General features: G+C 71.8%; 20 protein-coding genes. 6 read left to right on the top strand and 14 right to left on the bottom strand.

Going from position 1 to position 21,409, the window contains the following annotated elements; translation table 11 throughout:
• Positions 1-241: 241 nt before the first annotated feature.
• Positions 242-610, bottom strand: a complete 369-nt coding sequence (locus AB0C19_RS29445) for a DUF3499 domain-containing protein (protein WP_238691079.1) — start codon at positions 608-610, stop codon at positions 242-244.
• A 153-nt stretch (positions 611-763) separates the two neighbouring features.
• Here AB0C19_RS29445 and AB0C19_RS29440 point away from each other — a divergent pair, with 153 nt between their 5' ends.
• On the top strand, positions 764-1,213 hold the full coding sequence (locus tag AB0C19_RS29440) for a metallopeptidase family protein (RefSeq protein ID WP_074316962.1): 450 nt from the start codon (positions 764-766) through the stop codon (positions 1,211-1,213).
• Positions 1,214-1,367: 154 nt separating this feature from the next.
• Here the strand turns inward: AB0C19_RS29440 and AB0C19_RS29435 are convergent, their stop codons facing one another.
• The 6 genes from AB0C19_RS29435 to AB0C19_RS29410 form a co-directional block, all read right to left on the bottom strand.
• Entirely contained in the window at positions 1,368-1,625 is a 258-nt protein-coding gene (locus AB0C19_RS29435; RefSeq protein ID WP_007455784.1) for a WhiB family transcriptional regulator, read from the bottom strand.
• Positions 1,626-2,083: 458 nt separating this feature from the next.
• The gene (locus AB0C19_RS29430) at positions 2,084-2,413 is read right to left on the bottom strand and encodes a phospholipase (protein WP_357190536.1); all 330 of its coding nucleotides are present in this window, start codon (positions 2,411-2,413) and stop codon (positions 2,084-2,086) included.
• 17 nt (positions 2,414-2,430) lie between these two features.
• Positions 2,431-3,825 (bottom strand): DUF4331 domain-containing protein, encoded by a 1,395-nt coding sequence (locus AB0C19_RS29425; RefSeq protein ID WP_357190534.1) that lies wholly within the window; start codon positions 3,823-3,825, stop codon positions 2,431-2,433.
• Between the two features lie 51 nt (positions 3,826-3,876).
• Positions 3,877-4,155, bottom strand: coding sequence for a hypothetical protein (locus AB0C19_RS29420; RefSeq protein WP_196921188.1), 279 nt, complete (start codon positions 4,153-4,155; stop codon positions 3,877-3,879).
• 162 nt (positions 4,156-4,317) lie between these two features.
• A complete protein-coding gene (locus AB0C19_RS29415; protein WP_357190532.1) occupies positions 4,318-6,861 on the bottom strand; it encodes a bifunctional FO biosynthesis protein CofGH in 2,544 nt (847 codons plus the stop codon).
• Positions 6,862-7,035: 174 nt separating this feature from the next.
• Positions 7,036-8,061: a hypothetical protein gene (locus AB0C19_RS29410; protein WP_357190530.1), complete on the bottom strand. Its 1,026-nt coding sequence runs from the start codon at positions 8,059-8,061 to the stop codon at positions 7,036-7,038.
• Between the two features lie 98 nt (positions 8,062-8,159).
• Between AB0C19_RS29410 and cofD the strand changes: the two genes are divergently transcribed.
• Positions 8,160-9,107: a 2-phospho-L-lactate transferase gene (gene cofD, locus AB0C19_RS29405; protein WP_357190528.1), complete on the top strand. Its 948-nt coding sequence runs from the start codon at positions 8,160-8,162 to the stop codon at positions 9,105-9,107.
• Positions 9,104-10,189 (top strand): coenzyme F420-0:L-glutamate ligase, encoded by a 1,086-nt coding sequence (locus tag AB0C19_RS29400; protein ID WP_357190526.1) that lies wholly within the window; start codon positions 9,104-9,106, stop codon positions 10,187-10,189. Before cofD ends, AB0C19_RS29400 begins: the two co-directional genes overlap by 4 nt.
• Positions 10,190-10,219: 30 nt before the next feature.
• On the opposite strand, the gene AB0C19_RS29395 is transcribed toward AB0C19_RS29400, so the two are convergent.
• On the bottom strand, positions 10,220-11,212 hold the full coding sequence (locus tag AB0C19_RS29395) for a winged helix-turn-helix domain-containing protein (RefSeq protein WP_357190524.1): 993 nt from the start codon (positions 11,210-11,212) through the stop codon (positions 10,220-10,222).
• 279 nt (positions 11,213-11,491) lie between these two features.
• The gene (locus AB0C19_RS29390; protein ID WP_357190522.1) at positions 11,492-12,538 is read right to left on the bottom strand and encodes a hypothetical protein; all 1,047 of its coding nucleotides are present in this window, start codon (positions 12,536-12,538) and stop codon (positions 11,492-11,494) included.
• A 39-nt stretch (positions 12,539-12,577) separates the two neighbouring features.
• On the opposite strand from AB0C19_RS29390, the gene AB0C19_RS29385 reads away from it, so the two are divergent.
• Complete coding sequence (locus AB0C19_RS29385) at positions 12,578-13,195, top strand: NUDIX domain-containing protein (RefSeq protein WP_357190520.1); 618 nt, start codon at positions 12,578-12,580, stop codon at positions 13,193-13,195.
• On the opposite strand, the gene AB0C19_RS29380 is transcribed toward AB0C19_RS29385, so the two are convergent.
• The gene (locus AB0C19_RS29380) at positions 13,164-14,255 is read right to left on the bottom strand and encodes a sugar phosphate nucleotidyltransferase (RefSeq protein ID WP_357190518.1); all 1,092 of its coding nucleotides are present in this window, start codon (positions 14,253-14,255) and stop codon (positions 13,164-13,166) included. The genes AB0C19_RS29385 and AB0C19_RS29380 overlap by 32 nt on opposite strands.
• Before the next feature lie 63 nt (positions 14,256-14,318).
• A complete protein-coding gene (locus AB0C19_RS29375; RefSeq protein WP_112582435.1) occupies positions 14,319-15,464 on the bottom strand; it encodes a glycosyltransferase family 1 protein in 1,146 nt (381 codons plus the stop codon).
• 154 nt (positions 15,465-15,618) lie between these two features.
• Here AB0C19_RS29375 and AB0C19_RS29370 point away from each other — a divergent pair, with 154 nt between their 5' ends.
• On the top strand, positions 15,619-16,308 hold the full coding sequence (locus AB0C19_RS29370) for a TIGR03089 family protein (RefSeq protein ID WP_357190515.1): 690 nt from the start codon (positions 15,619-15,621) through the stop codon (positions 16,306-16,308).
• A gap of 124 nt (positions 16,309-16,432) precedes the next feature.
• On the opposite strand, the gene AB0C19_RS29365 is transcribed toward AB0C19_RS29370, so the two are convergent.
• Both AB0C19_RS29365 and AB0C19_RS29360 read right to left on the bottom strand, forming a co-directional pair.
• On the bottom strand, positions 16,433-18,442 hold the full coding sequence (locus AB0C19_RS29365; RefSeq protein WP_357190513.1) for an acetoacetate--CoA ligase: 2,010 nt from the start codon (positions 18,440-18,442) through the stop codon (positions 16,433-16,435).
• A 143-nt stretch (positions 18,443-18,585) separates the two neighbouring features.
• Positions 18,586-19,104, bottom strand: coding sequence for a hotdog domain-containing protein (locus AB0C19_RS29360; protein ID WP_091394150.1), 519 nt, complete (start codon positions 19,102-19,104; stop codon positions 18,586-18,588).
• 23 nt (positions 19,105-19,127) lie between these two features.
• Between AB0C19_RS29360 and AB0C19_RS29355 the strand changes: the two genes are divergently transcribed.
• Positions 19,128-19,799, top strand: a complete 672-nt coding sequence (locus AB0C19_RS29355) for a hypothetical protein (RefSeq protein ID WP_357190511.1) — start codon at positions 19,128-19,130, stop codon at positions 19,797-19,799.
• 48 nt (positions 19,800-19,847) lie between these two features.
• On the opposite strand, the gene AB0C19_RS29350 is transcribed toward AB0C19_RS29355, so the two are convergent.
• Complete coding sequence (locus tag AB0C19_RS29350; protein ID WP_357190509.1) at positions 19,848-21,140, bottom strand: multidrug effflux MFS transporter; 1,293 nt, start codon at positions 21,138-21,140, stop codon at positions 19,848-19,850.
• Positions 21,141-21,409: the final 269 nt, after the last annotated feature.

Here is a 21,409-nt window from a genome sequence, read left to right as displayed (position 1 = left end):
TGGCAAAGACCAGACCCGGGTCGGCCCAGTTGTCGGCGTCGAACCGTTCCGCTGCCTGGTGTTCCTGGTGGCGTCGGAGTGCCGTTAGCACGCAAAAACGCTCCGGCTGATGACCGAAACCTCTTGATCAACCCCGGGGGCGGGAGCGCCGGGGGCGGGAGCGCCGGGGGCGGGAGCGCCGGGGGCGGGAGCGCCGGGGGCCGGCCGGGCGGGAGCGCCGGGGGCCGGAAGGGGTGCGGGGTTAGTGGTTGGGGGGGATTACCCGCAGGTGGCCTCGGCGGCCGGTCTGGTGGGGGTGCTCGGGACGGTTCTGGTCCGGCTCCGGGGGGCGGGGGGCCGGTCGGGCGGCTTCGCGGACCGCTTCGGCCAGCGCGACCAGGTCGTCGGTGGTGGGCGGCGGCGGCTCGAACTCGCCCTCGTGTCGGACGACGTCCCAGCCTCGCGGCGCGGTCAGGCTGCGGGCGTGCGGCTCGCAGAGGTCGTACGTGTGCGGCTCGGCGAACGCCGCCAGCGGCCCCACCACCGCTGTCGACTCGTTGTAGACATAGGTCAATGTGGCGACCGCTTGCCGGGGGCAGCCGTTACGGGAGCAGCGCCGTGGTGACCTCACGTGCGGCAGGGTATCTCCATTACCGGGTCCGGCGCATCGCTTCGCGTTGCGACACGCCCGTCATGGTGATCACAGTCGACCGTTCTGGGCGCGCCGCGCCACGGGAGCGGCGCTGCCGCTGACCAGCCCGGCGCGGGCGCTACCCTTTGCCTCATGACGAGCCCGGAACACCGCCGCCCCGGTTCCGGCCGGCGTGCGCATCGTGACCGGCACGGGCGCGGCCTGCGCGGGCGGCTGGTTCCGGCCACCGTGCCGCTGGCGCGAACCAAGGCCGAGGTCTTCGACGACCTGGTCCTGGACACCGTCGAGACGCTGGAGCGTCGGTTCGCCAAGGAACTGGCCGGGGTCGAGTTCGCGGTCGAGGACGTCCCGCCGGATCTGAACGTCTACGACTCGGACGTGCTGGAGGACGGCGAGGTCCCGTTGGCCCGGCTGCTGCCCGGCCGCCCGGGCCGGCAGGAAGTGCCGCCGCGGATCGTGCTGTACCGGCGGCCCCTGGAGTTCCGGGCGATGGACCGTGAGGACCTCGCCGATCTCGTCCATGACGTGATCATCGAACAGGTGGCGAACCTTCTCGGGGTAGACCCGGACGAGCTCGCCTGAGCCGACCCTCGAGGCTGAGCCGACCCCTCGAGGCTGAGCCGACCCTCGAGCGGAGAGTCGGGCGGCCCCCACCGCCTCGACCTCACACCGCTCAGGCGGCCCCCCGCGCAGAGCTAGCCCGCTCAGGCGGCCAACTGCCTCGGCCTCACACCGCTCAGGCGGCCCGCCGCTTCAACTTGCGCCGCTCCCGCTCGGAGAGCCCACCCCAGATGCCGAACCGCTCGTCGTGACCCAGTGCGTATTCGAGGCACTCGGTCTTGACCTCGCAACGCGAGCAGATCCGCTTCGCCTCGCGGGTCGAGCCGCCCTTCTCGGGAAAGAACGCCTCGGGGTCGGTCTGCGAGCACAACGCCCGCTCCTGCCACTCCGGCGCGTTTCCGAGCAGGTCGGCCACCTCAAGCTGGCCGTCCATCAAATGCCTCCTTGTCGCGCACCGGCGTCATCGCCGCTGCAACCCCCCACGCGAAAGGCGTGCTTGTCCGTCCGGTCCCGTTTTGTTGCGTTCCGTGCGAACAACCCCATTCAAATTACACGCGTGTAATGCGTGCGCCGTCAAGCCAAACTTGATAATGGAGTCGCCCTCCCGACACCCCCGGTCGGCCACTTGGGCCGTCCAGCCTCGCAACCTGCCCTATCGATTCAGACCCCGGCCGAGTAACGCCCTCTCCGGCGAGTTGCCCGACTTTTCTGCCGTGGCGCTTCTCCGAGGAGTCGCCAACCGGACGGCACCAGAGACCTCCACCCCTAAGCTGATCTTGGTGGGGGACAGGTTAACGCGGCGCGGCGCAGACTGCCCGTCGAGCTGTGGACAGCACTCGCGCCCCGTCCACATTGTGGACGGGGCGCGGTGGTGAAAACGAGGTTCCGGGGTCAGCCGGCGGCCCCAAAACTGCTGCTGGGCCAGGCAAACTCGGCTATCTCTCCACCATGGACAGAAATCGTGCCGGCTGGCGTACGATCGTCCCACCAGACGGTATACATTCCGCTCGGCAGATCGGGATAGACCGCACTGTGGAACGAGCCGTCCCGCACCCGACGCTCACGCACCGCCGAGTGGACCCGCCGGTCCTCGTCGCGACTGATCTCGATCTCCCGGCCGTGCAGATCCGGACCCGTGTAGACGATCAGGGCACCGGTGTCACCGCCCAGATCGAGGACGACGGTCCCGGTCTCCGACGGCCCGTACGCGTGCTCGTGCATCCGCCCGCCCCGCCCGATCAGGACGCCGCCGGCGGGTTGTTGAACCCGTCGTACGGCGTACCCAGGTAGGGGAAGTTTCCGAGGAACGGCGCTGTCACGTCGGCGGCGCTCAGCCCCGGGGTGACAGCGGCGGCCGCCGCATCCGGTTTGAACGTCTTGTCCACCAGCGGGACGGTGACCCCGGCGATGGCCCGCAACGCGATGCTGACCACGTCGTCGCCGACCCGCCGACCGTTCGGGAACCCGGCCAGGTCGCCGCCGAGCACCCCGAACCGGTCCGGCCGCCTGGTGGGCGGGATCGCCGTGTTCAGTCGCAGCATGTCGGCCTGCACCTCGCCTGTGGTGTTGGTGAAGCCGTCGATCAGCCCGGCCGGCACGCCGGTGAGCAGGATCGCCACCAGGTCGGCTCGGGCCTTCTTCGCCCTGGTGAGCTTGTCCAGATTGGGGAAGACGTCAGGGTAGAGCGCCGGCAGCAACGCGGCCAGCTCCGGTTGCTCGACGAACTGGGCGAACCGCTTGTCCTCCGACGGGGGCAGCGAGTTCCACAGGTCCTTCTTGGACATCGGCACGATGACCTCGTTGAACAGTGGATTGCCCAGCCGCGAGACCTGGGTGAACGGGCCGGTGCTGGTGTCCGCCCCGCCCCTGTCGCCGAGCACCCGCACCTGCCGACGCGACGCGGACGTCCACACCCCGATCACCGACGCCCGATCCGCGGCGCCGTACCGGTTGGCGCGCCGACGCACCCGCTCCAGCGGCACCTGCACCGCGATGCTGTGCACGTTCATCCGGTCGGTGGCGTTGACCGGCTCCCCCTCGGCCTTGAAGATCTTCTTCCCGGCGACGTGCAGCTGCTGGAACGGCCGCAGCGTGCCGAGGTCGAAGATCGCCCCGAGATCCACGAAGAACCCGTCCGCGCGTTGCCCGGCGAAGACCCGCTCCCCCGTGGAGAGCGAGTAGGTGGCCTGCCGCACCAGGTCGGCGTACTTCGGGGTGGACAGCGGGCCGACGTTGCACGGCGGGCACTGCAGCTTGTGCGCCAGCCGGTGCTCGCGGCCGTCGGCGACCCTGGTCAGGCTGTAGAACTGCCGCCGGTTCCAGTTCTTGCTGTCCAGCGAATCGATCGGACCGGTGTTGTAGAGAAAACTGTTCGGGTTGGTGATCTCGGTGGTGAATTCGAACCGGTAGGTGACATCCGGACGACCGTCACCGTCGTTGTCGATATGGATCTCGTACCGCACGTCGTCGCCGAACTCGAAGAAGTTCGGGCCCCCGGAGGGGAGCTGCAACGGCACGTAGTTGGCGATCAACGTGACCGTGTCGCGTTTGTCGGGGCTGACGAACGCGTACAGGTCGGAGCTGTCGGCGACCGGATCCTTGGCTATCTCCGGGGCCTCGCGGTGGGAAGACATGACGGACCAACCTCACTGGGCGGGGACAGGATGGCGGGGCGGAGGGTCGGGTCAGCGCCGGGCGGCGCGCCGCAGCCGGTCCGCCAGGCCGCGGTCGCGTACCTCGATGCGCGTCTCACCGACGAAGACGTCCATCGTTCCCGAGTCGGCGTCACGCAGGTGCACGACGATCGGTTCGTCGGCTCGCCCGGCCGCGCCGGGGGCGTTCTGCGCGGCCGACAGGCCCGGCACTGTGAGCGCGGCGGCGCCGAGGGTGGCGCTGGCCGCGGCGGTCAACGTCTGCCGGCGGGTCAGTCGCGGCCACTGCCGCTTCCGCTGATCACTGGTCATGGGCAACCTTTCCGGCGGTGGCGCGAGCGCGCCCGCGGAGACGGACGGGTCCGGTGCCGTCTCGCGACGCCGCCGGGCCCCTGAGGGGACACCGGCGGCGGTCCTCGCCGCGACCGCCACCGGCATCGCGTGGTACGGCCGGGGGCGGGGAAAGGTTCGATGTCAGGGGCGGGCGTGACCGTACGCAGTCGACCGCTTGCGCGCCGGACGACCGGCGGTCTTCGCGATGGCCCGCAACTGCTCCTCGGTACGCGCCGAACCGTTGTCGGAGCCGGCCATCCGGGAGATGGTCTCCTCCATCAGCGTGCCGCCGAGGTCGTTGCAGCCGCCCTGGAGCATCGCGACAGTGCCCTCGTCACCGAGCTTCACCCAGGAGCACTGGATGTTGTCGATCCGGCCGTGCAGCAGCAGCCGGGACATGGCGTGCACCACCCGGTTCTCCCGCCAGGTCGGGCCGGGTCGGGCGATACCCGCCAGATAGATCGGAGCATTCGTGTGCACGAACGGCAGCGCCACGAACTCGGTGAACCCGCCGGTGCGGTCCTGCACCCCGGCCAGCACCCGGAAGTGCGCCAGCCACTGCCCGGGGTGGTCGACGTGGCCGTACATCATCGTGGAGCTGGACCGGATGCCGAGCTCGTGCGCGGTGCTGACCACCTCGACCCAGGCGGCGGCCGGGAGTTTGCCCTTGGTCAGCACCCAGCGCACGTCGTCGTCGAGGATCTCGGCGGCGGTGCCCGGAATGGTGTCCAGCCCGGCCTCGCGCAACTGGAGCAGCCACTCACGGATCGGCACCCCGGCCTTCGCGGCGGCGGTGACGATCTCCATGGGCGAGAACGCGTGCACGTGCATCTCGGGCACCCGGGCCTTGATCGCGCGCACGATGTCGGCGTACCCGGTGACCGGCATCTTCGGGTCGATGCCGCCCTGGAGGCACACCTCGCTGGCGCCGGCGGCCCACGCCTGCTCGGCCCGGTCCGCGACCTGCTCGACGGAGAGCCGGTACGCGTCGGCGTCCCGCTCACGCTGCGCGAACGCACAGAACCGGCAGCCCACGTAGCAGACATTGCTGAAGTTGATGTTGCGGTTGACCACGTAGGTGACGTCGTCGCCGACCACCGCGCGGCGCACGTCGTCGGCGAGGCGGCACACCTCGTCGAGCGCCGGCCCGTCCGCACCGAACAGCGCCAGCGCGGCATCGGTGTGCGCGGGGTCGAGCAGCGCCGCCGGGTCGTCGGCGGCGAGCCGCAGGCCGGCCGCCAGGTCACGGTCCGCACCACTCCCGGCCGGTGCCACGGGTACGCCAGCCCGGCGGGCGGTCGCCTCCGGGGTGACCTTGCCAGCGACCTCGGCCCAGTCGCCGTAGACGCTGTCGAAGTCGCCGCGCCGGTCGTCGGTGCGGCCGGTGGTGTCGATGGTGGCGTGCAGGTCGACCCGCCCGCCGAACACCTCCTCCGGCTCCTGCCACGGTCGTCCCTGCGGCATCGCCGACTCGACAGCCATGCCCGTCGACGGATCGGCCAGGGCGCCGACGTGCGGCAGCAACCGTGGGTCGAGCCACGGGTCACCCGCGCGCACGTACTCGGGGTAGATCGTCAACCGCTCCCGCAGCGTGAACCCGGCCAGCTCGGTGTGCCGGGCCAACTCGTCGATCTGCGGCCAGGGGCGCTCAGGGTTGACGTGGTCGGGGGTGAGCGGGGAGACGCCACCCCAGTCGTCGATGCCGGCGCGCAGCAGCAGGTCGTACTCACCGGCGATGAGGTTCGGCGGGGCCTGGATCCGGGCCTTCGGGCCGAGCAGCAGCCGGGCCACCGCCACAGTGGCGGCCAGATCGTGCAGCTCCGCGTCCGGCATGCCGCGCATCGCCGTGTCCGGCTTGGCGCGGAAGTTCTGCACGATCACCTCCTGGAGGTGCCCGTACTCCCGGTGGGCGCGGCGGATCGCGAAGAGCGCGTCCACCCGCTCCGCCGAGGTTTCCCCGATGCCGATCAGGATGCCGGTGGTGAACGGCACCCCCACCCGCCCCGCGTCCTCGAGCACCCGCAAACGGACCGCCGGCTCCTTGTCCGGCGAGCCGAAGTGCGGGCCACCCGGCTCGGACCAGAGCCGGGTCGCTGTCGTCTCCAGCATCATGCCCATGCTCGGCGCGACCGGCTTGAGCCGTTGCAGCTCCGACCAGGACAGCACCCCGGGGTTGAGGTGCGGCAGCAGACCGGTCTCCTCGAGCACCGCCACGGCGCAGGCGCGCAGGTAGTCCAGTGTCGAGTCGTAGCCACGCTCGTCCAACCAGCTCCGGGCCGCCGGCCAGCGTTCCTCCGGCCGGTCACCCAGGGTGAACAGCGCTTCCTTGCAGCCCTGCGCGGCACCGGCCCGGGCGATCGCGAGGACCTCGTCGCGGTCAAGGAACGGCGCCGGCAGCCGGTGCGGCACTGTCGCGAAGGTGCAGTAGTGGCAGCGGTCCCGGCAGAGCCGGGTCAACGGAATGAAGACCTTCTTGGAGTACGTGACCACACCCGGCCGCCCGGCATCCCGCAGCCCGGCGTCGCGGATTCCCCCGGCGAGCCGGAGCAGTTCGTCGAGCGCGTCGCCGCGAGCGGACAGCAGCGCGGTCGCCTCGTCGACATCCAGCGCCCGCCCGTTCGCGGCCCGGCCCAGGGCCCGCCGCACGCTCGCATCGCTCGGGCCGGAGTGGGTGCGATCAACCATCCACTCACCCTATGCGCAGCGCGAGCCTGCCCCGCCGTGCCCAGCCCCACCGTGGGAAACGGCACCCCCGGCCCCCACCCGATTGATCATGAAGTTATTGCCACGACACGCCACGTGATCGGGCAATAGCTTCGTGATCGACGAAGGTCGGTGGGGGCGACGGGGTTGGCTGCCTCAGCGGGGCTGGTCGGGGTGGTCGTTGGGCTTGATGTGTTGGGTGCGGTCGGTGTCCGGGTCGGCCGGGTGGGAGATGACCTCGGTCGGGTCGGCGGACTGGCGCGGGATCGCCTGGGTGGGGTCGGCCGACGGCGGCTGCCCGAACGGCGGCACTGTGGGCGGAGGCGCCGACTGGGGGGCGGGGTTCGCCGGCGGCGCGGACTGCGATGCCTGGAACGGCGGGGCCGACTGCGGGTGCGGCGGCGCGGACTGCGGGAACGGTGGGGCCGACTGCGGGGCCTGGAACGGCGGCGACTGCTGGCCGTACTGGCCGGCCTGCGGGTGACCACCAGGCTGGCCGGCCTGCGGGTATCCGCCGGGCTGACCGGCCTGCGGGTAACCACCGGGCTGACCAGCCTGCGGGTATCCGCCGGGCTGGCCGGGAGCGGGCCAACCGCCCTGCGGCTGGCCGCCGGGCTGACCCGGGGTCGGCCAACTACCCTGCTGCTGCGGCCAGCCCGGCTGGGGTTGGCCGTAGACGCCCGGCTGCGGCTTGGGCCGCGGCACGTAGTAGTGGGCGCGCCAGATGGTGTAGACCACCCAGGCGGCGATCGCGAAGATCACCATCCAGGCGAACCGGGTGAGCACACCGAGCAGCGCGTCGAGCACCTCGGCCTCGGCCAGCCGGCCCACCGTCCAGATCAGCATGGTCAGCGTGCCGAACAGGGCGCTGACCGCATACTCGACGACGGCCGCCTGCGTGATCAGCTTCGCCTTCGCCAACACCGGCGAGATGTGCGTGGCCAGCAGCACCGCCAGCAGCGGGAGACCCACCGCCTCCACCCCGACGAACGCGTAGAAGGCGCTGCCCGCGCGGTCGGTGAAGGAGCTGTAGTCGTTCGGGGCAATGAGCCGGAGCAGGCCCACGAAGAGGAACACGGCGTTGGCGCCAAGCAGCGCGAGCGCGGCGAGCTCCCGTAGCGGCTTGGTCAGCTGGCGGGCCTGCGTCGCGTCGGCGGACGCGGGCTCGGCGGGGCTGGTCACGAGTTCCCCCTCGGGGCATCAACGGACAGGGTGCACGTGAGCCTAGTCTCGCGGGCCTCCCAGGGATCGGAGGCGTCACGTGCGCGAGGATGGTCGACATGCGCATCGTGGTTCTGGCCGGCGGCATCGGCGGCGCCCGGTTCCTGCTCGGCGTCCGGGCGTACGCCCGTGACGTCGGCGCGGAGGTGACCGCCGTTGTCAACGTCGGCGACGACCTGTGGTTACACGGGTTGAAGATCTGCCCCGACCTGGACAGCGTCATGTACACGCTCGGTGGGGGCGCCGACCCGGAACGGGGCTGGGGTCGGGTCGGCGAGAGCTGGACTGTCAAACAGGAGTTGGCCGCGTACGGGGCGGAGCCGACCTGGTTCGGCCTCGGCGACAAGGACATCGCCACCCACCTGGTCCGCAGCACCATGCTCAACGGCGGTTACCCGTTGAGCGCTGTCACCGAGGCGCTGGCCAGCCGCTGGGAGCCGGGCGTACGCCTGTTGCCGGCGACTGACGACCGCCTGGAGACCCATGCCGTGGTGGAGGACGACCAGGGTCAGCGGGCGATCCACTTCCAGGAGTGGTGGGTGCGGTACCGGGCCGACATCACCACGCACCGTTTCGTGTTCGTCGGTGCGGAGACGGCGAAGCCGGCCCCCGGGGTGCTGGACGCGATCGCCTCGGCCGACCTGGTGCTGATCGCGCCGAGCAACCCGGTGGTGAGCGTCGCGCCGGTGCTGGCCGTACCGGGGCTGCGTGCGGCGGTGGCGGACGGCCCGGCGCCGGTGGTGGGTGTCTCGCCGATCATCGGCGGCGCGCCGGTGCGGGGGATGGCCGACCGTTGCCTGGAGGTGCTCGGTGCGGAGTGCAGCGCGGCGGGGGTGGGTCGGCTCTACGGCGGGCGGGCGAGCGGCGGCCTGCTCGACGGTTGGCTGGTGGCCGAGGAGGACGCGGGCACTGTGGTGCCCGAGGTGACGGTCCGCGCGGTGCCGCTGCGGATGACCGACGAGGCGGCGACGGCGGCCATGGTCCGTGCCGCGGTGGAGTTGACGTGAGGCTGGAAGTTCTGCCGGTGCTCGGCATCGGTCATGTGACCGAGGGCGACGATCTGGCCGCGGTGATCGCGACCGCCGCGCCGTGGCTGCGCAACGGTGACGTGCTGGTGGTGACCAGCAAGATCGTTTCCAAGGCGGAGGGGCGGCTGGTCGACGTGCCGGCGGACGGGCCGGAACGGCTGGCCGCCCGGGACGAGGTCCTGGCCGGTGAGACCGCCCGGGTGGTCGCCAGCAGGGGGGCGACCCGGATCGTGCAGACCCACCACGGCTTCGTCATGGCCTCGGCGGGGATCGACGCGTCGAACGTGGACAAGACCCAACTGGTGCTGCTGCCAGTCGACCCGGACGCCTCGGCCCGGGCTCTGCGGGACGCGCTGCTGGAGCGCTACGACCTGGACCTGGCCGTGATCATCAGCGACACGATGGGCAGGCCCTGGCGCAACGGGCTCACCGACGTGGCACTCGGGGTGGCCGGGATGCCGGCCATCCGCGACCACCGGGGCGAGGTCGACCCGTACGGCAACGAGTTGCAGTTGACCCAGATGGCAGTGGTGGACGAGCTGGCGGGTGCCGGCGAACTGATCAAGGGCAAGTGCGATCAGGTCCCCGTCGCTGTGGTGCGGGGCTACCTGCCGGCCACAAACCCGGACGACGCCGGTGGCGCGCGGGCGCTGATCCGCGACGCGGCACAGGACCTGTTCTCGCTCGGTACCGCCGAGGCCCGTGCCGCCGGGCTCTCCGACGCCGCCACCCTGACCGACGGTCCCGGTCCGACACCGGCCGACCTGACCGCGGTGCGACGGGCGATCGACGCTGTCGCCGGGCTGGTCGCCCCCGGCACGGTCTTCACACTTGTCGACGAGGCCGAGGTACGCGCCGGTCTGGTCGCTGAGATGCCCGGGTGGCCGGACGGCGCCGACCTGCTGCTCGGCTCCGCCCCGACGCCCGTCGAGCCGTTCGGTCTGGTCCGCTTCGGCGCCGACCTGCACCGGCTGCGCGTCGCCTTGGCCGCCCAGGGCGTCGGGTCGACCCTGTTGCCGCCACCGCCTGGCAGCCCGGCGAGCGCCGTGCTCGCCCTGTAGAAGCGCCCTCGGCCGGTGTGAACGGCCGGGTCACGCGTCCAGCATGGCCCGGCCCAGCGGGGTCAACGTGTGCAGCACGCTGTTGCGTTCGCGGTGGCTGACCAGCAGACCAGCGTTGCGCAGCACCGTGGCGTGCTGGCTCGCCGCCGCCGGTGAGATGTTGAGCTGGCGGGCGACCTCGCCGGTGGTGCAGCCCTCGTCGCTGGCCTGCAACACCGCCGCTCTGGTGCGGCCCAGCAGCGCGGCGAGTGATTCGCGGGCAGCACCGGACGCGGCGCTGGCGTCGGCGGAGACCAGGGCGCCCAGCCGGTCCACCGGGTAGACCAGCACGGGTGGCAGCGCCGGGTCGAGTAGTGCGACAGGGGTGGCCGCGCAGAAGAACGACGGCACCAGCAGCAGCCCACGGCCGTCCAGGTGCAGCTCCCGGCTGTGCGGGTAGCTGTGGACCTCCAGCACCCCGCTCTCCCAGCGCATCGCCGGCCGGAGGCTGGTGAGCAGGCCCTCGACGCCGCCGTCGAGCAGCGCCCGCGCCCGTCGCGTGCGGTCCGCCGCGACCGCGGCCTGGATCCGGCCCCAGTACGGGCTGATCGCCAGCGACCGGTACTGCTCCATCGACTCGGCCAGGTGGTGCAGCGCCGACACCTCACCGCGGGCGAGCGCGGCCGCCGAGGAGGGCAGCTGGTTCTCGGAGGCCAGCACGCTCAGGTCCCGGTGCAGCAACTCGGTGGGGGTGCTGCGGACCGCGTCCAGCCCGGCCTCGAAGCCGCCGACGCTGGCGTACGGGGTGAGGAAGTCGGGGAAGTAGCCACGCGGCGGGTTCAACGCGAAGAGCAGGCGGAGCTGCTCGGAGGCGGAGTCCTGGCGCAGATCCCGGGCCACGCTGCGCCGCCAGTTGGCGGTCAGCGGATCGCGGGTGCGGCCGCGCAGCACGTGCAGGCTGAGGACCAGCTCCCAGACCGGGTCCGCCGCCGGCGCCACCCGGGTCCGGAGGATGTCCTCCCCAGAAAAGTGGATCTTCAGCATGGAGCGCTCCTGTGTCGCCGACAGGGGGGTGCCGGATGACCGTTCGACTCTACCTGGCCGGCAGTAATCTCCATCTTTAAGCCTGGGCTGAAAAACCTCGACGTCTCCGGGGCCGGTTCGGCATGCTTCCCATGCCCGAACACGGCGCCGCGCGTCCTTGACGTCAGTGCTGCCGGGGCACCGGGACCGGGGAGGCCCCGGTGATCGGACGGCACCACGAGGGTCTGCGGCCCTTGTTCCGCGGAGGTGCCGTCCGGTCATCCCGCCCCCCGCGCCGGCTCAGCCGACCCAGAGCGCGACCCGATGGTCCTCGTCAGTGACGTAGAACGACAGCCCATCCAGCTCCGCTACCCCCTCGACGTGGTGAAACGGGGCCAGGTCCGCCACCTGCTCCCCGACGAGCCGCCGCCCGTCGCCCGCCTCGCCACCGGTGAGCCGGAAGCGGACGTGGCGGGATGTGACCTCACCTCCACCCGGATGGTCGTCGAGCAGGACGGACCCCTTGCCGAGCGCGTCGATCGAGCCGATCACTGCCGCGTACCCGCCGTCGGCCGTCGGGGTGATCGCGCGGAAGCCGGTCAGCTGCCCCGGCGGAGTGACAGCGGTCAACACGTACGCGCCCAACGCCCGCGGCCACGCCCGCTCGGCAGTGAACATACCCGGCACACCGGCCACCTCGACCAGGATCGGCTCACCGGCGTCGGTGACCGGAAAACGCAGCCCGAGCAGCACCGTCCCGGCCGGGGTGAACGCCGCAGCCTCCACGTTCAACGGCAGGTCGTCCGGGGCCAAGCGGCTCACCCAGCTCTTCTCCCGGGCGGTCCCCCGGGCCAGCGTCTCCACGATGAACCGTTCCCGCACCCGCTGCCCCGCCGGCAGGAGCGTCAGCGGCGCCGCGGCGAGCGCATCGTTCACCGCCCGGTGCAGCCGAAACGAGTTGCGTACCACGTGCACCGGCACCGGCCCGGCCGCCGCGTCGTCCTCGCGGAACCGGGCCACGAAGGCGCGCCGAGGTCGCAGCGGGCCAGCCTTCGAGCCGAAGTGGGAGCCGAAGACGTACACCCAGCCGTCGTGGTGGGCGAGCGCCTCACCGTCCTCGGTCCGCCCGTTCTCCACACCGGCATCCGCACTCACGTGCACTGCCGTCCACTGCCCGTCGTCGCGCTCCAGCAGCAGCGCGAGGCAGCGCTCCACCGGCCCCTCGTCCAGCACCGTCCAGAAGCCCCGCCGGGCACCGTACGCGCCCAGCAGCGCCGCCGAGCGCACCGGCAGCAGATCGCTGGCCTCGTTACCTGCCACCACGAATTCGACGAGTCGCACTGTCACCGAGCCAGCGTACGGAGCACACGCTCGTACAGTGGCGGGGTGCCCGACGCCGTGATCACCGGACCCACCGCCCACCCGACCGACCCCGAGGCGTACGCCGCGTTGCACGCCGACGCCACAGCGTTGCTCAAGGGCTGGCAGCCGACCAGCCCGGGTGCGGCCAGCGCTCGGGACCGGACCCTCACCCTGCTCGCCGCCGGTCCGATCGCGATGAGTCGGCAGCACCGACCGGGGCACGTCACGGCCAGCGCGTTGGTGCTGGACGCCACCGGCTCGCGGGTGCTGCTCTGCCTGCACGTCAAGTTCGGGTGGTGGGTGCAGCTCGGCGGGCACTGTGAGCCGGTCGACCAGACCCTGGTCGGCGCCGCCCTCCGCGAGGCCACCGAGGAGTCCGGAATCACCGGCCTGCGGATCGACCCGGTGCCGATCGACGTGGACGTGCACCCGGTGCAGTGTCAGGGCGGGTCCGCGCACCACGACGTACGGTTCGCCGTGCTCGCCCCGCCCTCGGCTGTGGAGCAGGTCAGCGACGAGGCCGAGGCGCTGGGCTGGTTCCCCCCGGACCAGCTGCCCGAGCCACTGGCCGGCGGGACCGCGCAACAGGTCGCGCCGGCACTCGCAGCCCTCAGACGTAGCCCTCTTCGCCTCGCTCCTTGAGCTCGTCGACCAGGGCCTTGACGTCCTGCGCCCGGTCGCGCGGGCAGACCAGCACCGCGTCCGGGGTGTCCACCACGATCAGGTCGCGCAGACCGAGCACTGCCACCAACCGACCCGACTGCGGGACGACAACGAGGTTGCTGCTGTCCCGCAGCAGCACACCCGGCTTGGCCTCCGTGCCGAGCACCACGTTGCCCGCGTCGTCGGCCGGCAGCACGTCGCCCAGGGTGTGGAAGTCACCGACGTCGTTCCAACCGAAGTCGCCGGGCACCGTCGCGACTCGACCCGCGGTGGCAGCGCCCTCCATCACCGCGTAGTCGACGGAGATCTTCGGCAGGGTCGGCCAGATCGCGCCCAGGACGTCGTCCTGTTCCGGGGTGCCCCAGGCGGCGGCGATCGCGGCGACGCCGGCGTGCAGTGCCGGCTGCTGGCGGGCCAGCTCGGCGAGGAAGACGTCCACCCGCCACACGAACATGCTCGCGTTCCACAGGTGCCGGCCCGAACGGACGTACGCCTCGGCGACCTCGGCGGCCGGCTTCTCCTTGAACTCGGCCACCTGGCGCCACGGCACACCCTCGGTCGGATCGCCGGTCTCCAGGTAGCCGTAGCCGGTCTCCGCACGGGTCGGAGTGATACCGACGGTCATCAGCATGCCCTGCTCGGCGCCGCGGACCGCCTCCTGGACCGTGCGGACCCAGCTTTCCGGGTCGCGGATCAGGTGGTCGGCCGCGAAGCTGCCCATCACCGCGTTCGGGTCGCGCGCCGCGATCACCGCGGCGGCCAACGCGATCGCCGCGCAGGAGTCCCGGGGGGAGGGCTCGACCAGGATGTTCTCCTCCGGCAGCACTGTCAGCTGCCGTGCCACCGCCGCGACGTGCGCGGCGCCGGTGACCACAAGGGTCCGATCCGGTGTGGTCAGCGGCGCGAGCCGTTCGACTGTCGCCTGGAGCAGGGAGGCGCTGGTGCCGGTCAGCGGGTGGAGGAACTTGGGATGGCCAGCGCGGGACAACGGCCACAACCTCGTGCCACTGCCACCTGCCGGAATGACCGCATAGAGCATCCGCACATCATGCCCGACGTACCTGCCCAAAGTGGCACGGGTCACCCGCAGCGACGCGGAGGGTCAGGAGCGGGCGCGACTCCACGCCGCGATGTGCACCTCGGCGCTGGACTCCCAGGTGAACTCCTTGGCCCTGTCGAACCCCGCCTTCGCCAGCGACAACCGCCGCTGCTCGTCGTCGAGCAGGGCGGCCAGGTCGGTGCCGATCTGCTCCGGGTCCTCCGAGGTGTACGCGACCGCGTCGCCGCCCACCTCGGGCAGCGAGAGCCGGGGCGTGGTCAGCACCGGGGCGGCGCACGCCATCGCCTCCAGGATCGGCAGCCCGAAGCCCTCGCCGTAGGACGGGTACGCGGCGACCAGGGCACCGCCGAGGAAACCCGGCAGGTCGGCATAGCGCAGGTAGCCGGGGCGCAGCAGACGCAGGTGCGACGGCACCTCGGCCACGGCCCGGTCGATGTCTTCGTCGTGCCCCTGCCCACCGGCGATCACCAGGGCCGGCGGGTCGACCCGGTCAGCCACCGCCCGCGCCCACCCACGGATCAGGTTGGGCACGTTCTTCCGAGGCTCCTTGGCACCGAGGAAGGCGACGTAGCTGCTGTTGCCCAGCCCCAGACGCGCGCGTACGCGGGCCTTCTCCTCCTCGGTGGGAGCGTGGAAGGCAGCCTGGTCGACGCCGTGGTAAGCCACGTCGATCCGCGTCGGGTCGGCGTCGAGCAGCCGGATCAGCTCGTCCCGGGTGGCCTTGCTGGGCACGATCACCCGGTCGGCGCGGCGCAACGAGGTCTTGATGGCGCTGCGGAAGAACGTGCGGCGCGACTTGTCGTAATGCTCCGGCTCGGTGAAGAACGTCGCATCGTGCACAGTGACCGTGACCGGACACCCGGCCCGCAGCGGGCAGGTGTAGAAGGGCGAGTGCAACACCTCTGCGCCCACCTGCTGGGCGAGCAGCGGCAGACCGGTCTGCTCCCAGGCGAGCCGGGCCGGGCGGTGCGCCACGGCGGCCGGAGCCGGGATGATCTCCGCGCCGGGCAGCATGCGGGTGTACCGCTCCAGATCGGTGCGGAGACTGACCACCGCCAGCTCCACCCCCGACCCGCACACCTTTCCGAGGGCACCGAGCAGACCGTCGACGTATCGACCGACACCACCACGGTCGGTGGGGACACTCGTGGCGTCGATGAGCACGCGGGGCGGGCGACCGGCGGTCACGGGGCGACTCCTTGAACTGGCGGGCCTGTGGGGAACAACACTCCGGGGGTAAAGCCTACGCCGGGGCGCGGGGCCGACGCTGACTGCGACCCGACGGTACGCCGACTTGTCATCGTCATCGAGTACGGCCCGCACTGGCGTATCGTTCGCGCCGATGGCCGACAACATTGCCCGGGTGTTCGCCGACGCGATCGCGACCGACCCGACCCGACCGCTGCTCACCTGGTACGACGACGCCACCGGCGACCGCACCGAACTCTCCGGCGCCACGTTGGCGAACTGGGTGGCGAAGACCGCAAACCTCCTCGTCGACGAGGTCGGCCTCGCGCCGGGCACCCCGGCCGGCGTGCTGCTGCCGCCACACTGGCAGACCGCGGCGGTGCTGCTGGCCTGCTGGTCGGCCAAGCTGAGCGTGGTCGACACGCCGGGCGACGTGGGGGTGCTCTTCGCCGCCGCCGACCAGTTCGACGAGGCGCAGTCCTGGTCCGCCGACGAGCGGTACGCCCTCGGGTTGGCCCCGCTCGCCGCACCGCTTCGGCAGGTGCCGCCCGGGTTCGCCGACTACGTCGTCGAGGTACGCGGCCACGGGGACCACTTCACGCCGCAGTCCGGCAGTGGCCCCACCGACGCGCACCTGCTGGGTCGCGCCGAGGCCCGCGCCACCGAGTTGGGCATCGAGCCCGGCGCGCGGGTCCTGGTTGACGCCGCCCGCTACCCCGACCCGGTCGACTGGCTGCTGGCCCCGCTGACAAGGGCCGCCACAGTCGTCCTCTGCGCCAACCTCGACCCAACGAAGGTGGCCAACCGCCAGGCCACCGAAAAGGTCACCCAAACTCTCCAGTAACCCCGCCGCCCGTCCCCCGCGGCCCCGCCCGCCCCGTCGATCATGGAGTCGTGGTGGGCAACTGATGGGCCAATGCCCCTTTCGCGAGGCACCACAAGTCCTTGATCGACGCGGGAGGGTGAGGTTAGGCGGGGGTGCTGTCGGTGGCTCGGCGTAGGGCCAGGGCGGCGAAGGCGGTCAGGGACTCGGGGTTGACCAGGGCCCCCTTCGCGGCGGCCTGGTCGACCGGGGTGCCGGTGAGGATCTTCTTGACCGGCACCTCCAGCTTCTTCGCCGAGAGGGTGCGCGGCACCGAACGCACCTGATGGATCTCGTCGGGCACGTGCCGGGGTGAGAGCGCCGTGCGCAGTTCACGGCAGATCTTCGTGCGCATCGGGTCGTCCAGCTCCAGACCCTCGGCCAGCACCACGAAGAGCAGCAGCTCACCGGCGCCGCCCTCGTCGTCCTCCAGGTGCACGACGACCGAGTCGAGCACCTCGTCGAGCCCTTCCACCACCGAGTAGAACTCGGCGGTGCCGAGGCGCACCCCACCGCGGTTGAGGGTGGCGTCGGAGCGGCCGGTGATCACGCAGCCACCCCGCTCGTTGATGGTGATCCAGTCACCGTGGCGCCAGACACCCGGGTAGACGTCGAAGTACGCCTCCGCGTAGCGGGTGCCGTCCGTGTCGTTCCAGAAGCCCACCGGCATGCTCGGCATCGGTTCGGTGATCACCAGCTCGCCCAGCTCACCGATGACCGGCGTGCCGTCGGCGGAACGAGCCTCCACCTTGGCGCCCAGCGCCCGGCAGGCGATCTCACCGGCGTACACCGGCAGCAGCGGCACACCGCCGACGAAACCGGTGCACACGTCGGTGCCGCCGGAGAGCGACTGGAGCTGGAGGTGGTCGCCGACGGTCTCGTACACCCAGCGGAAACCCTCGGCGGGCAGCGGCGCACCCGTGGAACCCACGCCGCGCAGCGCCGACAGGTCGGCGACCTCACGGGGGACCAACCCGGCCTTACGGCAGGCCAGCAGGTACGGCGCTGAGGTGCCGAAGTACGTCGTCCCGGTCTCCGCCGCCAGCCGCCACAGCCCGCCGAGGTCGGGCTCGGCCGGCCGGCCGGGCTCCGCCCGGACCCCCGGGTTGCCGTCGAAGAGCACGATGGTCGCCCCCACCGCCGGGCCGGAGACCAGGAAGTTCCACATCATCCAGCCGGTGGTGGTGAACCAGAAGAACCGGTCGGCCGGGCCCAGATCGTGGTGCAGGGCGAGCATCTTCAGGTGCTCCAGCAGGATGCCGCCGTGGCCGTGCACGATCGGCTTCGGCAGCCCTGTGGTGCCCGAGGAGTACAGCACGTAGAGCGGGTGGTCGAACGGCACCGGCGTGAACGTCAACGGCTCGTCGGTGGGCGCGGCCAGCTCGGCCCAGCCCAGCGCGCCCTCGGGCGCGGGGCCCGTCGGGTCGAGGTAGCCGATGCTGACGGTGTGGCGCAGCGACGGCAGGGCGGCCCGGATCGCGGCGACCTCGGCACGCCGGTCCACAGGCTTGTCGCCGTACCGGTAGCCGTCCACGGCGACCAGCACCGTCGGTTCGATCTGCTGCCAACGGTCGGTGACGCTGCGGGTGCCGAACTCGGGCGCGCAGGACGAGAAGATCGCGCCCAGGCTGGCGGTGGCTAGCAGCAGGACGTACGTCTCGGTGATGTTCGGGGCGTACGCCGCCACCCGGTCACCGGCGGTGACGCCGAGCCGGCGCAGCCCGGCCGACACCCGGCGGACCTGCTCGCGCAGCTCACCGGCGGTCAGCGTGACCGGCGGGCGGGTCTGCCCGTGGGAGATCACCACCGGGTCGTCGTCGGCCCGCCCCGGCATCCGCAGCACGTTCTCCGCGTAGTTGAGCGTGGCGTCGGGGAACCACCGGGCGCCGGGCATTCCCCGCTCGGCCAGGGTGGCGGTCGGCGGGGTGTGCGCGATCACCTCGAAGTGGTCCCAGATCGAGCGCCAGAACCCGTCCAGATCGGTGGTGGACCAGCGCCACAGCGCGTCGTAGTCGGCGAAGTCCAACCCGCGGTGCTCCCGCAGCCAGCGCAGGTAGGCACCGATCCGGGACCGCTCACGTACGTCCGCCGGCGGCGTCCACAGCATGTCACCCACTGCTCCACCCTCCCCCTGGCCCGACACGACACTGTGACTGGGCCGTGGCGCCATCTTGCCCTACCTCGAAGCGCCATTCTGCGCACCGGGTAGGCCAACCGACGCGTGCCCGCCCCACACTCCAACCCGCCACCTCATGTGGGTCAGCCGGCACGGTGGGCCTGGATGGCACGGCGGCGGGCCAGCCGGTGCGCTCGGCGGATCTCCGCCTCCTTGTACCGGCGCTCGTCCTCCGCCGTCTCCGGCAGCACCGGGCGGACCGCGCGCGGCGCCCCACCCACGTCGACGCCGACGAACACCAGGTACGCGGTGGCAACCCGGACCGGCGCGTCCTCGGCCGAGTCCCACCGTTCGGCGACCACCCGCACGCCCACCTCCATGGAGGTCTGGCCGGTCCAGTTCACCTGGGCGTGCGCGTGCACCAGGTCACCGACCCGGACCGCCTCGGAGAAGACGATCTCGTCGATCGCCGCGGTCACCGCGGTCCCGCCGCTGTGTCGGGCGGCGGCGGCCCCGGCCACGTCGTCGACGAACTTCATCAGAACTCCGCCGTGCACGGTGCCGTAGAGGTTGACGTCCACAGCGGTCATGATCTTGCTGAGAGTGACGCGCGAGTACGACGTCGGCTTGCCGGTCGGAGCGGCGGAGAGGTGCTCAGTCATGTCGAAAACGGTACGGTGCGCGGATGCGACATCTCTGGAGCTTCCTCGCCGGGCTGGTGGTGGCGCCCATCACCTGGGTGCTGGTCACACTGGGGCAGGACGGGTCGAGCCGGACGGTCGACCGCTGGGTGGAGATCGGCACGTTCAACACCGCAAACCTGATCGAGCCGGCCGTGTACCTCGGTGTCGGCGGTGTCCTGCTGGGCCTGCTCGGCACGCTGCGCTTCTCGCCGCTGGGCCCGTTGGTGGCCGGTGCGCTGCTGGTCACCCCGTACATCGGGATGTTCGTGGCGCCCTTCTCGGTGCGGAACGCGATCCCGCACGAGTGGAAGGTGTTCGGCGATCCTCTGCCGCTGCGACTGCCGGTGGAGAACGGCACGCTCTTCCTGCTCGGCCTGCTGCTGCTGATGGCGACCTTCAGCCAACAGCGTTGGCGGCAGTGGCCGAGCCCGGCGACCGAACCGGCCGCGGCACCCGCCCCCGTGTCGGACGGAGGCCCCCGCAACGACGACTTCACGTTGACCGACTGGCCGGCCCCCGCGCCCGCGGAGCGCGACACCGCGCCCCTCACTCTGGGTTACCCGGCGGACTCGACACCGACCGAGCCGCTGCCCCGCCGGGTGGGTGGCGAATCACCCTGGTCCGCCCCACCGCGCGGCCAACCGCGCCCCGAGGACACCACCGAGATCCGCTGATCGTCGGGGCGGGCCGGTGACCCGGCCCGCCCCTCCATCCGTTTCGAGCTAGTGCAGCGCGACCGCCAGATCCCTGTCGACGGTGCCGAGGCTGGCACGGGGAACCACGAGGAGCATGACGATCAGCGCGGCGGCCATGCCGCCCGCGATGACGATCGCCATCGGTACGCTCCCGGTGCCGAACAGACCGGCCAGTGGCGCCGACACCGCGCCGATGCCGAACTGCACGGCGCCGAGCAACGCCGCGGCGGTGCCAGCGGCCTCGCTGTGCCGGCTCATGGCCAGCGCCGGCGCGTTGGGCAGGGCCAGGCCGGCGGCGGCCAGGACCAGCCACAGTGACGCGAGCAGGGTGCCCAGGCCACCGATGCCGGTCGCCGCGAACATGACCAGCAGCAGGCCAGCCGCCGTTCCGGCGGTCAGGGCGCTGACCAGGATCTGCTGCGGGGTGTAGCGGCGCAGCAGCCGAACGTTGAACTGGGTGGCCCCGATCAGGCCCACAGCGCCGGCCCCGAAGGCGATGCCGAACTGCTGCTCGTCGAGGCCGTACTCCTGCTGGAGCACGAACGACGAGCCCGAGACGTACGCGAACAGGGCCGCCATCGCCAGCCCCGCGACCAGCACCAGGCCGACGAACGCCCGGTCGTTGACCAACCCCCGGTAGTCGCGCAGTGTGGCGCGCACCCCGCCGTGCCGCCGACGCGTCATCGGAAGGGTCTCCGGAAGCCGGAGTGCGGCAACGACGATCAGCAGGGCGCCCAGCACCGCCAGCGCCGCGAAGACGCCCCGCCAGTCGGTCCAGCTCAACAGGCCGCTGCCCAAGGTCGGCGCGAGGATGGGCGCCAGGCCCATGACGAGCATCAGCCGGGAGAAGATCCGCGCGAACGAGGCCCCGCTGAACAGGTCGCGGACCACTGCCGTCGCTACCACTGTGGCGGCGGCGACGCCGAGCCCCTGGAGTACGCGCAGCCCGCCGAGCACCGCGATGTTGGGTGCGAAGACGCACAGCACGGAGGCCACGATGTGCGCGGCCAGCCCGGCCAGCAGCGGCACCCGCCGCCCGACCACGTCGGAGAGCGGCCCGATCAGCAACTGGCCCAACGCGAGGCCGACCAGCGTGCCGGTCAGCGTCAACTGCACGGCGGTCTCGGTGGTTTGCAGGCCCGCCGTGATGGCGGGCAGCGCGGGCAGGTACATGTCGATGGTCAACGGCCCGATCGCGATCAACGCGCCCAGCACGAGGACGAGTTGCGCCCGCTGACGGTTCGTCATCAGGTCACCGGGCAGCACTTCTTGCGCGACGGCGGTATCGCGTCCGGTCTTCTCCACCAACTGCTTCATCATCTCGATCTCTCTGCGGGGCGCGTCGTCACGAGCGGCGGCGCGGGGCGTCACCGGGACCGCGTGGACGTGGCGGCACGGTGTGGGATGCCCGACGGTGGGCAGCGTGGATGTGACGAGGCAGCGTCGTGGCGGGGGCGGCCGGGTGGGGCGATGATCCGAGGGTGATCCTCTCGCTCGGCAACACCTCGGCGGCGGGTGACGTTCCCGGTGTGTGGGGAGTCACCCCGCCCGCTCTCCGGGGACCAGTGTGACCGGGGTCACAGCCGGAG

This window comes from Micromonospora sp. NPDC048842 (genome assembly GCF_040649935.1).
In the GTDB taxonomy this organism is placed as follows: Bacteria; Actinomycetota; Actinomycetes; order Mycobacteriales; family Micromonosporaceae; genus Micromonospora; species Micromonospora hortensis.
This window is presented reverse-complemented; position numbering and strand designations above follow the sequence as displayed.